This window comes from Actinomycetospora sp. NBC_00405, assembly GCF_036044095.1.
Classification (GTDB): domain Bacteria; phylum Actinomycetota; class Actinomycetes; order Mycobacteriales; family Pseudonocardiaceae; genus Actinomycetospora; species Actinomycetospora callitridis.
In genome coordinates this window covers 1,622,448-1,637,577 of record NZ_CP107938.1, presented here as the reverse complement: position 1 = coordinate 1,637,577, position 15,130 = coordinate 1,622,448, and the positions used below count along the sequence as shown (strand labels likewise).

The 15,130-nt window shown below is 74.3% G+C and carries 12 protein-coding genes; 2 read left to right on the top strand and 10 right to left on the bottom strand.

Annotated elements, in window-relative coordinates; all coding sequences use genetic code 11:
- Window positions 1-10: 10 nt before the first annotated feature.
- Complete coding sequence (gene icmF / locus OG774_RS08090; protein ID WP_328308342.1) at window positions 11-3,244, bottom strand: fused isobutyryl-CoA mutase/GTPase IcmF; 3,234 nt, start codon at window positions 3,242-3,244, stop codon at window positions 11-13.
- A 221-nt stretch (window positions 3,245-3,465) separates the two neighbouring features.
- On the opposite strand from icmF, the gene OG774_RS08085 reads away from it, so the two are divergent.
- Window positions 3,466-4,332 (top strand): proprotein convertase P-domain-containing protein, encoded by an 867-nt coding sequence (locus tag OG774_RS08085; protein ID WP_328308340.1) that lies wholly within the window; start codon window positions 3,466-3,468, stop codon window positions 4,330-4,332.
- An 80-nt stretch (window positions 4,333-4,412) separates the two neighbouring features.
- Here the strand turns inward: OG774_RS08085 and OG774_RS08080 are convergent, their stop codons facing one another.
- Entirely contained in the window at window positions 4,413-4,976 is a 564-nt protein-coding gene (locus tag OG774_RS08080; RefSeq protein ID WP_328308338.1) for an NUDIX domain-containing protein, read from the bottom strand.
- 57 nt (window positions 4,977-5,033) lie between these two features.
- Between OG774_RS08080 and OG774_RS08075 the strand changes: the two genes are divergently transcribed.
- Window positions 5,034-5,189: a hypothetical protein gene (locus tag OG774_RS08075; protein ID WP_274192176.1), complete on the top strand. Its 156-nt coding sequence runs from the start codon at window positions 5,034-5,036 to the stop codon at window positions 5,187-5,189.
- Between the two features lie 82 nt (window positions 5,190-5,271).
- Here OG774_RS08075 and OG774_RS08070 read toward each other — a convergent pair whose 3' ends face one another.
- From OG774_RS08070 to OG774_RS08035, 8 genes are all read right to left on the bottom strand, one after another.
- On the bottom strand, window positions 5,272-6,330 hold the full coding sequence (locus OG774_RS08070; protein WP_442873958.1) for an NAD(P)H-dependent flavin oxidoreductase: 1,059 nt from the start codon (window positions 6,328-6,330) through the stop codon (window positions 5,272-5,274).
- A gap of 23 nt (window positions 6,331-6,353) precedes the next feature.
- Window positions 6,354-6,869: a 2'-5' RNA ligase family protein gene (locus OG774_RS08065; protein WP_328308334.1), complete on the bottom strand. Its 516-nt coding sequence runs from the start codon at window positions 6,867-6,869 to the stop codon at window positions 6,354-6,356.
- The gene (locus OG774_RS08060) at window positions 6,866-7,735 is read right to left on the bottom strand and encodes a pseudouridine synthase (RefSeq protein ID WP_328310850.1); all 870 of its coding nucleotides are present in this window, start codon (window positions 7,733-7,735) and stop codon (window positions 6,866-6,868) included. The genes OG774_RS08065 and OG774_RS08060 overlap by 4 nt, the downstream gene beginning before the upstream one ends.
- A gap of 80 nt (window positions 7,736-7,815) precedes the next feature.
- The gene (locus OG774_RS08055; protein WP_328308332.1) at window positions 7,816-8,580 is read right to left on the bottom strand and encodes a DUF5995 family protein; all 765 of its coding nucleotides are present in this window, start codon (window positions 8,578-8,580) and stop codon (window positions 7,816-7,818) included.
- On the bottom strand, window positions 8,577-11,753 hold the full coding sequence (locus OG774_RS08050; RefSeq protein WP_328308330.1) for a helix-turn-helix transcriptional regulator: 3,177 nt from the start codon (window positions 11,751-11,753) through the stop codon (window positions 8,577-8,579). Before OG774_RS08050 ends, OG774_RS08055 begins: the two co-directional genes overlap by 4 nt.
- Window positions 11,754-12,020: 267 nt before the next feature.
- A complete protein-coding gene (locus OG774_RS08045; RefSeq protein WP_328308328.1) occupies window positions 12,021-13,193 on the bottom strand; it encodes a cobalamin-independent methionine synthase II family protein in 1,173 nt (390 codons plus the stop codon).
- A gap of 14 nt (window positions 13,194-13,207) precedes the next feature.
- Complete coding sequence (locus tag OG774_RS08040; protein ID WP_328303693.1) at window positions 13,208-14,263, bottom strand: IS110 family transposase; 1,056 nt, start codon at window positions 14,261-14,263, stop codon at window positions 13,208-13,210.
- A 174-nt stretch (window positions 14,264-14,437) separates the two neighbouring features.
- On the bottom strand, window positions 14,438-15,037 hold the full coding sequence (locus OG774_RS08035) for an amidase family protein (RefSeq protein ID WP_328308326.1): 600 nt from the start codon (window positions 15,035-15,037) through the stop codon (window positions 14,438-14,440).
- Window positions 15,038-15,130: the final 93 nt, after the last annotated feature.

The following is a 15,130-nucleotide window of genomic DNA, read 5'->3' as shown; positions in this document are numbered from 1 at the left end:
GCGCACCGGCCTACATCGAGCGGCGGTACTGCCCGCCCACCTCGAAGAACGCGTCGGTGAGCTGGCCCAGGGTGCAGACGCGGGCGGCGGAGACGAGCTCGGCGAAGACGTTGCCACCCGAGGTGGCGGCGTCCTGGAGCCGGCGCAGCGCCTCGGGGGCGGCGTCGGCGTTCCGGGCCTGGAAGTCCTCGACGCGCTGCAGCTGCGAGTTCTTCTCCTCCTCGGTGCCGCGGGAGAGCTCGAGCTCCGGCGCCTCCTGCTCGGCGTCCTCGGGGGGCAGGAAGGTGTTGACGCCGACCAGCGGCAGCGTGCCGTCGTGCTTGCGCGACTCGTAGAGCATCGACTCGTCCTGGATCTTGCCGCGCTGGTAGCCGGTCTCCATGGCGCCCAGCACGCCGCCGCGCTCGGCGATCGAGTCGAACTCCTTGAGCACGGCCTCCTCGACGAGATCGGTCAGCTCGTCGATGACGAACGAACCCTGCAGCGGGTTCTCGTTCATCGACAGGCCCCACTCGCGGTTGATGATCAGCTGGATGGCCAGCGCGCGGCGCACCGACTCCTGCGACGGGGTGGTGACCGCCTCGTCGTAGGCGTTGGTGTGCAGGGAGTTCGCGTTGTCGTAGAGCGCGCACAGCGCCTGGAGCGTCGTGCGGATGTCGTTGAAGTTCATCTCCTGCGCGTGCAGCGACCGCCCCGAGGTCTGCACGTGGTACTTCAGCTTCTGCGAGCGCTCGCTGGCGCCGTAGCGCTCCCGCATCGCGACGGCCCAGATGCGCCGGGCGACGCGACCGATCACGGAGTACTCCGCGTCCATGCCGTTCGAGAAGAAGAACGACAGGTTCGGGGCGAAGTCGTCGATGTCCATCCCGCGCGCGAGGTAGGACTCGACGTAGGTGAAGCCGTTCGCCAGCGTGAAGGCGAGCTGGCTGATGGGGTTCGCCCCGGCCTCGGCGATGTGGTAGCCGGAGATCGACACCGAGTAGAAGTTGCGGACCTTGTTCTCGATGAACCACTGCTGGATGTCGGCCATCATCCGCAGGGAGAACTCGGTGGAGAAGATGCAGGTGTTCTGGCCCTGGTCCTCCTTGAGGATGTCGGCCTGCACCGTGCCGCGGACGTTCTGGAACGCGTGGGCGGCGAGCTCGGCGCGCTCGTCCTCCGACGGCTCGCGGCCCTCGCGCTCGATGAACGCGTCGACCTGCTGGTCGACCGCGGTGTTGAGGTAGAAGGCGAGGATCGCCGGAGCCGGGCCGTTGATCGTCATGGACACCGAGGTGGTCGGCGAGGTCAGGTCGAATCCGGAGTAGAGCACCTTCATGTCGTCCAGCGACGCGATCGACACCCCGGAGGTGCCGACCTTGCCGTAGACGTCGGGCGGGGTCGCCGGGTCGTGGCCGTAGAGCGTCACCGAGTCGAACGCGGTCGACAGGCGCTTGGCCGGCGAGTCCTGCGAGAGGTAGTGGAACCGGCGGTTGGTGCGGAACGCGTCGCCCTCGCCCGCGAACATGCGGGCCGGGTCCTCGCCCTCGCGCTTGAACGCGAACACCCCGGCGGTGAACGGGAAGTGCCCCGGCAGGTTCTCCCGCCGCAGGAAGCGCAGGATCTCCTCGTCGGCGGTGTACGGCGGCAGCGAGACGCGGTTGACCTTGCTCCCCGAGAGCGTCTCGCGGGTCAGCTGCGTGCGCAGCTCCTTGTCGCGCACGTGGACGACCATCTCGTCGCCGGCATAGGCCTCGACCGTCGCGGGCCAGGCGTCCAGCAGAACCGCGGCGTCGCCCGGCAGGTCGCGCTCCGCCTCGGCGAGCACGTCCGGCAGGGCGCCGGCGTCGCGGTCGCCGAGCGCCTCGGTGGCCCGGCGCAGCGCCTGGCGCTTCTGCGCGGCCGCGACCATCGACTCGGTCCCGCGGTGGTAGTCGCGCACCGTGCCGGCGACGTCGGCGAGGTAGCGCGCGCGCTCGGGCGGGATCGAGGCGGCGTAGTCGGTCGACGTCTTCGTGTCGGGGATCGTCAGCCGACCGTCGCCCACCGAGAGCCCGAGCCTCGCGAGCATCGAGCGCAGGTGCCCGTAGAGCGCGGTGACGCCGTCGTCGTGGAAGGTCGCGGCGCTGGTGCCGTAGACCGGCATGTCCTCCCACGAGGAGCTGAACGCGTCGCGGTTGCGGACGAGCTGCCGGGCGACGTCGCGGCGGGCGTCGTCGGCGCCACGGCGCTCGAACTTGTTGATCGCCACGACGTCGGCGAAGTCCAGCATGTCGATCTTCTCGAGCTGCGAGGCCGCGCCGAACTCGGGCGTCATGACGTACAGCGACGCGTCGACGTGGTCGACGATCCCGGCGTCGCCCTGGCCGATGCCGGGGGTCTCGACGATGACGAGGTCGACCCCCGAGGCGCGCAGAAGGGCGATCGCGTCGGCGAGGTGCTCCGGGAGCGTGCCCCCGCCCCCGCGCGAGGCCATCGAGCGGAAGTACACCTGCGGCCCGCCGAGGGAGTTCATGCGGATGCGGTCGCCGAGCAGCGCGCCGCCGCCCTTGCGACGCGTCGGGTCGACCGCGAGCACCGCGATCCGGAGCTTGTCCTCCTGGTCGAGGCGGAAGCGGCGCACGAGCTCGTCGGTCAGCGACGACTTGCCCGAGCCGCCGGTGCCGGTGATGCCGAGCACCGGGACGGACCGGCCCTCGAGCGTCGACGCGGCACGCCGGCGGATCTCCTCGGGCAGCTGCCCGGCCTCGGCCACGGAGAGGGCCCGCGCGAGCGTGGCCGGCTCGCCGGCGAAGACGCCGTCCCAGCTCGACGGTGGCTGCGCGCCGAGGTCGACGTCGCAGGTCCGGATCATCGTGTTGATCATCCCCGGCAGGCCCAGGCGCTGGCCGTCGGTGGGGGAGAAGATGTGCTCGACGCCGTGGGCGTGCAGGCGGTCGATCTCGTCCTGGACGATGACGCCCCCGCCGCCGCCGTAGACCTTCACGTGCCCCGCGCCGCGCTCGCGCAGCAGGTCGACGAGGTAGCTGAAGTACTCGACGTGCCCGCCCTGGTACGAGCTGATGGCGACGCCGTGCGCGTCCTCCTGGATCGCGGCGGTGACCACCTCGTCGACCGAGCGGTTGTGCCCGAGGTGGATCACCTCGGCGCCCTGCCGCTGCAGGATCCGCCGCATGATGTTGATCGCCGCGTCGTGCCCGTCGAACAGGCTCGCCGCGGTGACGAAGCGGATCGGGTGGGTCGGGACGTACAGCTCGTCCGTCATCGTTCCTCGCAGTACGGGTCGGCGGGCCTCGCTCCAAATAGTAGGACGTCAAAGTGTTTGACGTCGAGCGACTCGCGTCACTCACGGAGCGAAGCGAGTGGCAGGGCCGATCGAGTGAAGAAGGGGCCGGAGCGAGGCGAATCTGATTACTGTGCGTGCCATGCGCTCCGGGCTCACCCCTCGGGGCGACCCCCGCACCCTGCCCTCCCCGGGAGACCGCCATGAGCACCACCGTCCCGCCGTTCGGCTCCTCCGCCCCCGAGGGTGACCCCTCGTCGCGTCCGACCCAGGCGGTCGGTCAGGTCCCCGAGTCGGCCCAGGACACCGCGGTCGGTCGAGCGCCGGCGTACCCACCCGGCTCCGTGCCGCCGGGGCACGACCAGGCGTGGGGTCAGCCTGCTCCGGGCCGGCAGGCCGGCGTCTACCCGCCGCCCGGCTACGGCCCGGCCGGCTACGGGCAGCCCGGGTACGGACAGCCCGGGTACGGACAGCCCGGGTACGGGCAGCCCGGGTACGGAGGGCCCGGTGATGGCCGGCCCGGCTACGGCCCGCCCGGCCAGCCGCCGACCGGAGCGATGCCCGGTACGGGCTACGGCCCTCCGCCCGCACCCCGGAAGCACGGCTGGATCGGCTGGCTGCTCGGCGGGATCGCCCTCGTGGTCGTCGCCGGCATCGTCGGCGCCGTCGTGCTGCTCTCCGGCGGCGGCACGATGATCGGGGTGTCGTCGGGCGCGGTCGCGATCCCCGACGCCGACCCGGCGGGCGTCACCAGCGGGATCACCCTCGACGGCTCCGGTGCGGTGCAGGCCGTGCACGTCGAGGCGACGATCACGCACCCCTACACCTGCGACCTCACGGTCACCCTGGTCTCGCCCCAGGGCACGCAGGTCGAGGTCGCGAACCCGACGTACTGCACCCGCGCCGACCCGAACCTCGCCGTGAATCTCGACAGCGCGACGCCGGGCAGCCCGCTCGCGCCGCTCGTGGGCCAGGCCGCCGGCGGCGAGTGGCGCCTGCAGGTCGTCGACGGGGTCGGCATCGACCAGGGCACGCTCACCGGCTGGGGCCTGACGGTCCGGAGCGACTGACCCCGCGTCGAGGACCGAAGGACGCCCTCGCTGCTTCCAGTGCAGCGAGGGCGTCCCTCGCTCTGATCACGGGAGCCGGCTCAGGTCGCGGTGCGCTCGGCCTGCAGGGCGAGGACGCCGACGAGCGAGCCGGCGCCGAGCATCTCGCCGGCCAGGGTGAGGCGCACGGCCTCGGCGAACGGGATCCAGCGCGCCCGGCCCGGCTCGAGGGGGTCGAGCGGGACGTCGCCGGGGACCGCGCCCGTCCAGAGGTGCACCGACATCGGCGCGACCGCGGTGCCGGGCAGGGGCTCGAACGCGAGGAGCATGCGCCCCGGACCGCTGGGCCGCCACCCGGTCTCCTCGGCGGCTTCCCGCGAGGCCGCCGCCATGGGATCCTCGCCCGGATCGACGACGCCGCCGGGGAGCTCCCACCCGTCCTGGTCGACCACGTGCCGGTGTGTGCGGAGGACGAGGAGCCGATCCTCCTCGTCGAGCACGAGCGCAACCGCCGCGGCGGGAACTATTACCCGATCCTGCCGGAATCGGTCCCCGGCCGGCGCAGTAACGTCCTCGACTTGCACACGCAGTGTCCGTCCGGCGTACACGGTGTGACGGGAATGGACGATCCAGGAATGGTCCGGTTGCGGAGTGTTCTCGTTCATGTGGCCGGGTAACTGGCTGTCCCCAAGGCCTGATCACTGCACCACGAAGGAGAAAAGTTGATCATTCTCGGCGTCATCCTCATCATCATCGGGGCCGTCACCGGCATCTCGATCCTCTACACGATCGGCGCGATCCTCGCGGTCGTCGGTCTCGTGCTGACGATCCTGGGTGCCGTCGGCCGTGGCGTGGGTGGCCGCAAGACCTACTTCTAGTTCGACCCGGATCTCCCGGTGGCCCGTCCCCGCACCCAGGGGACGGGCCGCAGTCGTTCGGGCCCTCGTCCGAGGCGTCCTCTCAGGCCCCGCGCCGTTCCCGCTCGAGCCGCGCGACGAGCTCGCCCGCCGGTTCTTCGGTGACCGTGCGCCAGCCGGTCCCGGCCCACAGGTGCAGCCCGTCGGGGTCCCCGGCCGCCGCCGCCGCGGCCCGCAGCGGGCGGGTCAGGTGGTGCAGCTCCGGATACGCCGCGGGCGCGGCCGCCGAGTGCGCGTCGCTGAAGGCGTTGGCCAGCGCCCGCGCCGGCCGCCCCGTGAAGGCCCGGGTGACGACGGTGTCGCGGGATCGGCTCTCCGCCCGGCCCAAGAGCGCCGCACGGTGGGTGGCCGACGTCCCGGCCTCGGGGCAGCACAGGAACGCGGTGCCCAGCGCCGCGGCGACCGCCCCCTCGGCGAGGACCCGCGCCACGCCGGCGCCGTCGGTGATCCCGCCCGCGGCGACCAGCGGCAGGTCCGTCGCCGCGCGCACCGCCGGGAGCAGGCGCGCGAGCGGTGCGGCGCCGGCCTCGGGGTCGCCGCCCGTGTCGCGGTGGACGCCCCGGTGCCCGCCCGCCTCGGCGCCCTGCACCCACAGCGCATCGAAGCCCTGCGCCGCGGCCGCCCGGGCCTCGTCGACCGAGGTCACCGTGGCCATCAGCGCCGCGCCCGTGTTCCGCAACGCCGCGAACCGCGAGGGCGAGGGCAGCGCGAACGTCACCGACACCACGGCCGGACGGTGCCGCGCCAGCACCGCGATCTTCGCATCGACGGCGTCGTCGTCGGTGCGGGGCTCGCCCAGCGCCACGCCCCGGTGCTCGGCCTCGCCGCGCAGGTCCTCGGCGTAGGCGGCGATCGCCGCGGCGCGCCCCTCGGGGTCGGGGTCGGGGTCCGCGGGCAGGAAGAGGTTGGCGGCCAGGGGACGGCCGCGGCAGGAGGCGAGCTGCTCGTCGAACGCCTCCGCCGTGAGGTAGCCGCCCGCCAGGAACCCCAGCCCGCCGGCGTCGCCGACCGCGGCGGCCAGGGCAGGGGTGGACGGGCCGCCGGCCATGGGCGCGGCGACGACGGGGACGTCGAGTGGGGGCAGATCCGGCACGCCCGGCATCGTGCCCGAGAACCGCGGAGGGCTCAGCCCTCGCCGCGGAACGGGAACTCGCGCACCGGCTCCCACGGCCCGCCGCGGTAGCGCCAGAGCGCGAGGCCGGTGACCGTGGCCGGGTACGGGGCGTGCGACGCGACGAGCTCGGCGAGCGTCGCCTTCGCGGTCTCCGGGTCGACCTTGTTCTGCACCGTGACGTGGTGGTGCGGGCGCCGGCTGTCCTGGCGGGTCAGGTCGCCGGCGAAGCGCCGGGCGATGGCCGCGTGCACGGCGTCGAGCCCGGGGGCCTCGATGCGGTAGGCGACGCCGCGCCCGAGCGTGAACGGCGCCCGGACCCGGCCGGCGATCGGCGGGCGGGCCGCGAGCTCGTCCAGCGCGGCGACCACCTCGTCGGCGCGTTCGCCGGGCAGGGCGTGGAACAGCGTGAGGTGCGCGCCGACGACGAGGCGCTTCGAGGGGAACAGGCGCCGCCGCTGCGCGTCGAGCTCGGCCTGCGTCTCCGGGTCGAGCAGGGCCGAGACGATCAGTGGATCGGTGTCGGTCACGGTCCCGTGCGCCACCCCTGCGGGTCGTCCCATGCCTGCAGACTGCGCCGGCTGGTGAAGCGGCGCATCTCGCCGGTGCGCGGGTCGGGGAACGACAGCTCGCGCGCCACCAGCTGCAGCGGCGCGCGGAAGTCGTCGAGCGGCACGTCGCGGACCTCGGGGTAGAACGGGTCCCCGAGGATCGGCAGGCCGAGCGAGGCCATGTGCACCCGCAGCTGGTGGGTGCGCCCGGTGCGCGGCGTCAGGAGGTAGCGCGCCCGCCCCTCCCGGGCGTCGAGCAGCTCGACGAGCGTCTCGGCGTTCGGCTCGCCCGGCACCTCCTGCGCGGTGACGACACCCCGCTCCTTGACGATCCTGCTCCGCACGACGCGCGGCAGGTCGACGTCCGGGTCGTGCGGAGCGACGGCCTCGTAGGCCTTCGCGACCCGCCGGTCGCGGAAGAGGTTCTGGTAGGTCCCGCGCCGCGACGGGTCGACGACGAGCAGCAGCAGCCCGGCCGTCACCCGGTCCAGCCGGTGCGCGGGGCTCAGCGCCGGCAGCCCGAGCCGGTCGCGGAGGCGGACGAGCACGGTCTCGCGCACGTGACGGCCGCGGGGGATCGTGGCGAGGAAGTGCGGCTTGTCGACGACGACGATCTCGTCGTCGCGGTGCACGACGTCGATGTCGTACGGCACCGGAGCCTCGTCGGGGAGATCGCGGTGGAACCACACCACCGACCGCGGCACGAACGGCGTCGCGGGACCCAGCGGGCCGTCGTGGTCGACGATGCGCCCCTCGGCGAGCATCGCGTCGACCCGGGCGGGCGGCACCGGCAGCCGCTCGACGAGGTGGTCGCGCAGCGTCGCCCACGGACCCTCGTCGGGCATCCGCACCCGCGCCGGGTCGAGCCCGTGGCGCTGGGGGAGCGGGGGGTCGCGGCGGGGCACCTCGCCACCCTACGGACGGCTCAGATGAGCGCCCTCGCGAAGCCGGTCGCGACCTTGTCCAGCGTCGCCAGGGGGACCGAGCGGTAGTCGCGCTCGCCCCGGTTGCGCCACATGCGTTCGGCGAAGGTCCAGGCGAGGTCGCGGGTGCCGACGACGAGCAGGTCGCCGAGGACGTTGCCCGCCCTGTCGAAGATCGAGTCGTGGCCGCCCACGTCCGACCACGGCGCGTCGAACTCCTGGCACAGCGAGTCCATGTTCCGCTCGAAGATCGTGTTGATCGCTCGGTAGTCGTCGTACTGCGCGTCGGTGGTGCCGAACGGGGCGTCGGGGAACTTCTCCCAGACGTCGAGCAGGGCGAACGCCAGGTCGAAGTTGACGTGCGCGTTGACGCCGGTGGCAGCGAAGCGCCACGGGTCGATGCCTGCATCCTGGCGGCGGTCGAAGAGGATCTCCCAACACACCGGGGCCTTCTCGCCCGCGGTCCCGTGGGCGCGGATCGCGTCCAGGTAGCGCTGGGCGAAGGCGATGTCGAGCTCGATGATGAACTTGCCGCACCGGAAGAGCGAGCGGTCGTCGTAGGAGGTCAGGACGTCCTGGGTGATCTGGTGGTACAGGCGCGCGAAGCAGGCCATCCCGTCGTCCTCGCCCAGCGGTCGGAGCGCCGCGGCCACCCTCGAGATCCGGTCCAGACGGGCGACGACGGACGGGACGTCGGTCAGCTTGTCGCGGGCGAGGCCGGTCAGGGAGGCGACGTTCCCGGCGAGGGAGTGGTCGTCGTCGGTCATCGTGGACCTCTCTCGGAGCCGGTGGGACGGGCACGGACGCGCTGGAGCAGGGCGGCGGCCTGGGTGCGCGAGCGGGTGTCGGTCTTGGCGAGCACCCGGGAGACGTGCACGGCGACGGTGCGCTCGCTGATGTAGAGGCGCTGGGCGATCTGGCGGTTGGACAGGCCCTCGGCGAGCACGGCGAGGACCTCGTGCTCGCGCGAGGTCAGCGACGACAGCTCCGGTGCTCGTCGCGACGCCGGCCCGGGTCCCTCGTCGCGCGTGGTGACCACCGCGTCGCCGGCGTGCACGACGTCGAGGCGCGCGCGGCGCGCGAGGCCCGCGATCTCCTCGAGGAACGGCGCCGCGCCCATCGCCGTCGCGGTCTCGGCGGCGGTGCGCAGCGCGCGGGCGGCCTCGCTGCGCCGTGCCCCGGTGGCGAGCAGCGCCTCGGCGCGGCGCAGCAGCGCGTAGGCCGCGGGGTAGGGGTGCAGGAGCGCGCTCCACGCCTGCGCGACCTGCGCCCACGCCACCGGGTCGGAGGCCCCGGCGGCGCGCCCCGCCTCGGCGTGGCACATGCGGACGTAGGCGAGCACCGTGCGGCGCAGCGCGGGGAGGGTGTGCGGGACCCTGCGTTCCAGGTGCGCCACGTGGCGGGCGAGGCGGTCGAGGGCCGCGCGGTCGGTGGCCATGCCGTGGGCGACCGCCTCGGCCTCGGCCCGCAGCCCGTGCCACACCAGCGGCGCGACGAGGAAGACGTCGTCCGGGGTGTGCTCGGCGACGTCGAGGCCGCGGGCGACGAGGTCGCGCGCGAGGTCCGGTCGGCCCCGCCACATCTCGACCCCGGAGCGCAGCGTCAGCAGCGGGACGCGGTACCGGGACGCGACGGTGCCCCGGCGCGGCGCGAGCGGCCTGGGCTCGGTGGTGTCGCCGGGGTCGGCGACGGCGTCGGTCGCGGGGTCCTCGGCGACGGGGTCCTCGCCGGTGCCGTCGAGGGCGAGGAGGTCGACCGCGCGCAGGTCCTCGTCGGCCGCCGCGAACTCGCCGCGCCCGACCTGCAGACGGCAGCGGGCCAGGCGCACCTCGAGGGCGTCCGCGCCGGTGGGGCTCAGCGCCCAGGCCTCGTCGACGGCGTCGGAGGCCTCCGACCAGCGCCCGAGCCGGAACAGTCCGTTGGCCGTCGTGGCCAGCAGGCGCACCCCGGCCGAGCGGGCCAGGCCCAGGTCACGCATCCGCGCCACGCCCTGCCGCGCGATCTCGACGCCCTCGTGAAGCTCGCCCAGCGGACCGGAGAGCAGGTCCGCCCACGCCTGGTAGGCGCGCCCGACCGCGGCGCCGTCGCCGGTGCGCTCGGCGATCATCAGACCCTCGGCGACGGCGGCGAGGCCCCGGTCGGGGCTCTCGAGGTAGGCCAGGGCGAAGCCCAGGGTGGCGAGCATCGGGGCCTGCTCGGGCTGCTCACCGCGGCGGCGGGACACGACCAGCGCCCGCTCGACCTCCCGCTGGGCGCCCCGGACGTCCCCGGTGATCAGCAGGGCCTCGGCGTGCGCGGCGTGGACGCTCGAGAGGGCGGGGTCGTCGCCGATCCGGGTCGCGGCGAGCCCCGCGTCGTGCAGGACGTGCACCGCGTCGCCCGTCCGGCCCGCGTCGAGCAGCGTGCGCCCGAGCCGCACCGCGGACGGGAGCTCCGTGCGCCCCACGGTCGCCGAGTCGGGCACGAGGCGTCGCAGCAGGTCGACGGCGGCGTCGTACTCGCCCGCGAGGTGGGCGGTGTCCGCCGCGTGGCGCAGCAGCGCGCTGGCCTCGTGGTCGGCGGGCGCCAGGGCGCGGGGAGCGTGGGCGCGCGCCACGGTGGCCGGCGCGCGGCGCGCGGCGGAGAGCTCGAGCGCCGCCATCCACTGGCGGTGCGCGGTGCCGAACTCGTGCATCTGCTCGGCGACCTCCGCCGCGTGCACGACGGCGGGCAGGGCGCGCTCGGGGTCGTCGGCGCGGGCCCAGTGGTGGGCGCGGCGCAGGGCGACGGCGGGGTCGGGGGCGGCGCGGTCACGTCCCTCGCCGGAGGTCGTCTCGAACGCCAGCGCGTAGCGCCGGTGCAGGCTCCGCCGCTCCCCGGGCATCAGCTCGGCGGCGACGACGTCGCGCATGAGGCCGTGGCGCAGCCCGTAGCCCTCGACGTCCGGATCGACGACCACCATCGCGGCCTCCGCCGACTCGCGCAGCGCCGCGAGCAGCTCGTCCTCGTCCGCGGCGCGCACCACCTCGGCGAGCAGCCCGTGGGACACCGGCTCCTCGCCGAGGGAGAGCGCCGCCACGACTCGCTGCGCCACCGGGCCGAGACCGGCGAGGCGACCGAGCACCAGACCGCGCAGCCCGGGGGAGAGGCCGTCGGCGGCGCCCTCGGCGACGGCGGCGAGGGTCTCGGCGACGATGAACGCGTTGCCGCCCGAGCGGCGCCAGACGAGGCCCGCGAGGTCGGCGTCGCCCCCGTCGTCGCGGACGATCGTCGCGACGGCCTCGTGGGGCAGCGGCGAGAGCTCGATGAGGCGGACGGCCCGGTCGCGGGCGAGCTCGGGGAGCATCCGGCGCAGCGGGTGGGTGACGTCGAGGGTGTCGGAGCGGGCGGTGACGACCACCATGACGCGCTCGTCGGAGAGGTGGGCGACGAGCGACACCACGAGCTCGCGGGTGGTGCGGTCGGCCCAGTGCAGGTCGTCGATCACGAGGAGCACGGGCGCGCGGGCGGCGAGCCCGACCAGGACCCGGCGGACCAGTTCGAGCAGCTGCCCGCCCGAGGGCGCCGGCGTCGTCCCGCCGTCGAGGAGGGGCCGCAGCTCCTCGCGCCACGGCTCGAGGGCGGCGCGCGCGGCGAGCACCCGGTCCGGCGCGTCGTCGGCGGCACGGGCCAGACGCCGCACACCCGTGGCGACGGGCCACAGCGGCAGCTGCTCGCCGACGTCGACGGCGGAGCCGGAGATGACGATCCCGCCGTCGTCCTCGGCACGCGCCGCGAGGCCCCGCACCAGCTGGGTCTTGCCGGCGCCCGCGTCGCCGGTGAGCACGACGGTGAGGGCGCTGCCGGCGCGTGCCCGGTCCCAGGAGCGGGCCAGCGCGGCGGCGTCGGTCGCGCGCCAGGGGCCGGCGGCCGCGGCCGTCGTCGTCCCGGCGCCGCCGGGAACACCCCCCTGACCTGGCACGACGACAGACGGTAGGCGGCGGGCAGGACGCCGTCCAGCGGCATGGGCACCGTGCGGGCGGGCTAGTCATTTCTGCTGATGTGCCCGGCGACGGAGATCGGTGAGTCTTGGCGGCGAGGGCGGGACGACGGTCGTCGGGGGTCGCTCTGACGTCCTCGCGGTCGCCCTGTGCTCTCCGGCCGGGCGCGCGACGGGAAGGGGAGGCGGGTCGTTGCCGGGCGCCCGGGGGGACGCCCAGCCGACCCGCCTCCCCTTTCCGCGTCGCGCCTACGACCAGAGACGCGAGGTCGCGATCGCGGCGCCCTCGGACAGCGCGCGGAACTTCTCCCACACGACGCTCGGGTGCACCTCCGGCGCGTAGCTCGCGCGCGAGGAGAAGCCGCAGTCGGCGGAGGCGATGACGTTCTCGCGCCCGACGCACGAGGCGTACCAGCCGATCATGTCGGCGATCAGCTCCGGGTGCTCCACGTAGTTCTGGGCGTGGCCGAGCAGGCCGGGGATCAGGACCGCGCCGTCGGGCAGCGCGTTGCGGACCGCGGGGTCCTCCCAGACCTTCCACTCGTGCATGTGCCGCGGGTTCGCGACCTCGAACGAGTAGCCGCCGGCCTGGATGCCGAGCATGTAGGGCGCGACCTCGCCCATGGAGATGTCGTGCACCCGCGGGCCGTGGTTGAGGCCGTAGCAGGTGTGCAGACGGATCTTCTCGATCGGGACGTCGCGCAGGGAGTGGTTGACGATCTCGGCGTGCTCGCGCGCGGTGCGGTCGCGCTCGGCGGGCTCCAGCGTCGGGTCGGAGAGGATCTCGATCAGCCATGGGTCGTCGATCTGCAGGAGGAACCCGGCCTCGATGATCGCGAGGTACTCCTCGCGCAGCGCCTCGCCGACGGCCTCGTAGTACTCGCGGTCGGTCGCGTAGTAGGCGTTGCGGCCGAAGCCGCGCGGCGACGTCGACGGCATGAACGTCTCGACCACGCCGGACACCCCGGCGACCGCCTTGTGCAGGTTGGCGATGTCGGTCTGCAGCTCGTCGTGGCCGGTGTAGGAGACGGGGCCCGTGCAGGCGACGCTGACCATCGGCGCCACCGTCTTCGAGTACTTGCCGAGGTAGCCCTCGTAGTACTCCGGGAAGGCGTCGATCTCGACCTGCCACGACGGCGGCAGCAGCCGCTCGCCCGACGACGCGGGCTCGAACCCGCCGAGCCGGCGCTGGATGTAGGTCGCGAAGCTGACCTTGCCCATCTCGCCGTCGGTGACGACGTCGATCCCGACCTCGCGCTGCTTCGCGACGACCTCGGCGACCGCGTCGGTCACCTGGCGGGCGAAGAGGTCGGCGTCGTACGGCCGCCCGTGCTCCTTCTCCCGCATGGTGTCCAGCAGGGGTTCGGGCCGGGCGAGGCTGCCGACGTGGGTCGTCAGGACGCGGTCGGTGCTGCGCTGCATGTGTTGCTCCTATGTCAAGCCGCCGTGGGCTGCGAGGCAGGCACGGTGGTCGTCGGGGGTTGGAGGAGGTTGAACACGACGCGGGCCAGGCGTCGTTTGAGGGCTCGTAGGGCTTCCATGGTGGTGTCGCCTCGGGCGCGTCGCCGCTGGTAGTAGGCCTGCCCGAGACTGTTGGGCAGACGGGTCTGGGTGACTGCGATGCGGTGCAGAGCGACGTTGAGTTGCCGGTTGCCGCCGCGGGCGAGGCGGTGGCGGTCGGTGCGCCCCGAGGACGCCGGGATGGGGGCGGCGCCAGCGTGCATCGCGAAGCAGGCCTCGGAGCGGAACCGTCCCGGCCGGGCGGTCTCCCCAACGATCTTCGCCGCGGTCAGCGCCCCGCACCCGGGCAGCTCGAGCAGCCGGGGCGCGGCCTGCCGGGTCAACGTGGTGATCTCACGTTCGAGGGCCCGGATCCGCAGGGTGCGCTCACGGATGTCGGCGAGCAGCTCACCGGCCAGCCGGGCCACCATCCCGCTGTGCTGCTCGGCCACCCGCGCCGCGAGCGCGTCGAGCAGACCGATCTCGCCCAGGCGCCGCGCGGGCGGGTCGATCCCGGGGTCGAGCTCGTGCAGGTGCCAGCGCAGCCGGTTCTGCATCCGGGTGCGCTCGGCGACGAGGTCCTCGCGGTGATCGACCAGCAGCTTGAGCTCTCGCGAGCTCTGGTCGTGCTCGGCGACGGGCAGGTCGGGCTCACGCAGCGCGGCCCGCGCGATCGCCAGCGCGTCGATCGGGTCGGACTTGCCCCGCGTGCGCGCCGAGGACCGGGCGCCGGCCATCAGCTTCGGCGGCACCCGCACCACCTGCTCCCCGGCGCCGAGCAGGGCCCGCTCCAGGCGGGTGGAGACGTGCCGGCAGTCCTCGACCGCCCAGGTCCGCTCGCCCGCCGCGTGCCGGGCGGCCCAGCCGACCAGAGCGCGGTGACCGGTATCGGTGGCCGACACCGTGCGCTTGGCCAACTCGCGCCCCAGCTCGTCGGCCACCACCGCGGTATGGGTGTCCTTGTGGACATCGACCCCGACCGTGAGCACCATCGAGAGGTCTCCTCTCTTGAGCCGTGAGGGACACAGCTGGGCCGGCCGGCGGACACACCTCAGTGGGGGCGCAGCCACGCTCCTATCAAGTCACGCCGGCCGGTCCCAGCCACGGATGATCGGCACAACGCATGCTCGCCAGCCTCTAGGGCGGCACCGACGCTAAGAGCCAGATCACCAGCAGCCAGGTTCCCAACCACCGCAACAGCGGCGAGCTGACCCTGACACTGACCTCGACGCTAGGAGCGCGGGCGGGAGTGCGGCATCACGGCGTTCCGGTGGGGCGAACGGACAGCACGGCCGGCGGCGACGGTGGCGGGACGCGCGCCTGCAGCCCGCCCGAGCTCGAACCGCACGCCGTGCGCGTCGGGTCGTAGGGGTTGGCGGTCGTGGCGCCCAGGGCGCCCAGCCGCTGGCCGACTGGGGGGATCGGGCGCTCGCCCACTCCGAGAGCGTCGCCGTCCCGAGGATCACCGCGCCGGCGTCGCGCAGGCGCCGGACGACCTCGGCCTCGGGCGGCCGGGAGTCGGCCAGCGCGAGCGAGCCCGCCGTCGTCGGCAGCGAGGGGCCGACGCTGGTGTTGCCCTTCACCAGCACCGGGATGCCCTCGAGCGGCCCCGTGCGGCCGCTGGCCCGCCGCCCGTCGCTGGCCGCCGCCTGGTCGACCGCCGTCGGGTCCACGGCGAGCACCGAGTGGATCCCCGGGTCGACCGTCCGGATGCGCTCGAGGGAGAACGCGGTCAACGCCGCCGCCGAGAGCCGGCTCTGGGCCATCGCGGTCTGCAGGGTGACGAGGTCGGCGCTCTGGAGGTCGATGCCTGCCGCGGGGGCGGGTGCTGCCGCGGTCTGGGCCGCCTCCGTGACCGG

What these genes read in the sequence shown, in the direction of transcription:
- icmF (WP_328308342.1), bottom strand. Translation starts at nt 3,244, where the DNA reads ATGACGGACGAGCTGTACGTCCCGACCCACCCGATCCGCTTCGTCACC.
- OG774_RS08035 (WP_328308326.1), bottom strand. Translation starts at nt 15,037, where the DNA reads ATGGCCCAGAGCCGGCTCTCGGCGGCGGCGTTGACCGCGTTCTCCCTC.
- OG774_RS08045 (WP_328308328.1), bottom strand. Translation starts at nt 13,193, where the DNA reads ATGCAGCGCAGCACCGACCGCGTCCTGACGACCCACGTCGGCAGCCTC.
- OG774_RS08085 (WP_328308340.1), top strand. Translation starts at nt 3,466, where the DNA reads ATGAGCACCACCGTCCCGCCGTTCGGCTCCTCCGCCCCCGAGGGTGAC.
- OG774_RS08070 (WP_442873958.1), bottom strand. Translation starts at nt 6,330, where the DNA reads ATGCCGGGCGTGCCGGATCTGCCCCCACTCGACGTCCCCGTCGTCGCC.
- OG774_RS08040 (WP_328303693.1), bottom strand. Translation starts at nt 14,263, where the DNA reads ATGGTGCTCACGGTCGGGGTCGATGTCCACAAGGACACCCATACCGCG.
- OG774_RS08080 (WP_328308338.1), bottom strand. Translation starts at nt 4,976, where the DNA reads ATGAACGAGAACACTCCGCAACCGGACCATTCCTGGATCGTCCATTCC.
- OG774_RS08060 (WP_328310850.1), bottom strand. Translation starts at nt 7,735, where the DNA reads ATGCCCGACGAGGGTCCGTGGGCGACGCTGCGCGACCACCTCGTCGAG.
- OG774_RS08055 (WP_328308332.1), bottom strand. Translation starts at nt 8,580, where the DNA reads ATGACCGACGACGACCACTCCCTCGCCGGGAACGTCGCCTCCCTGACC.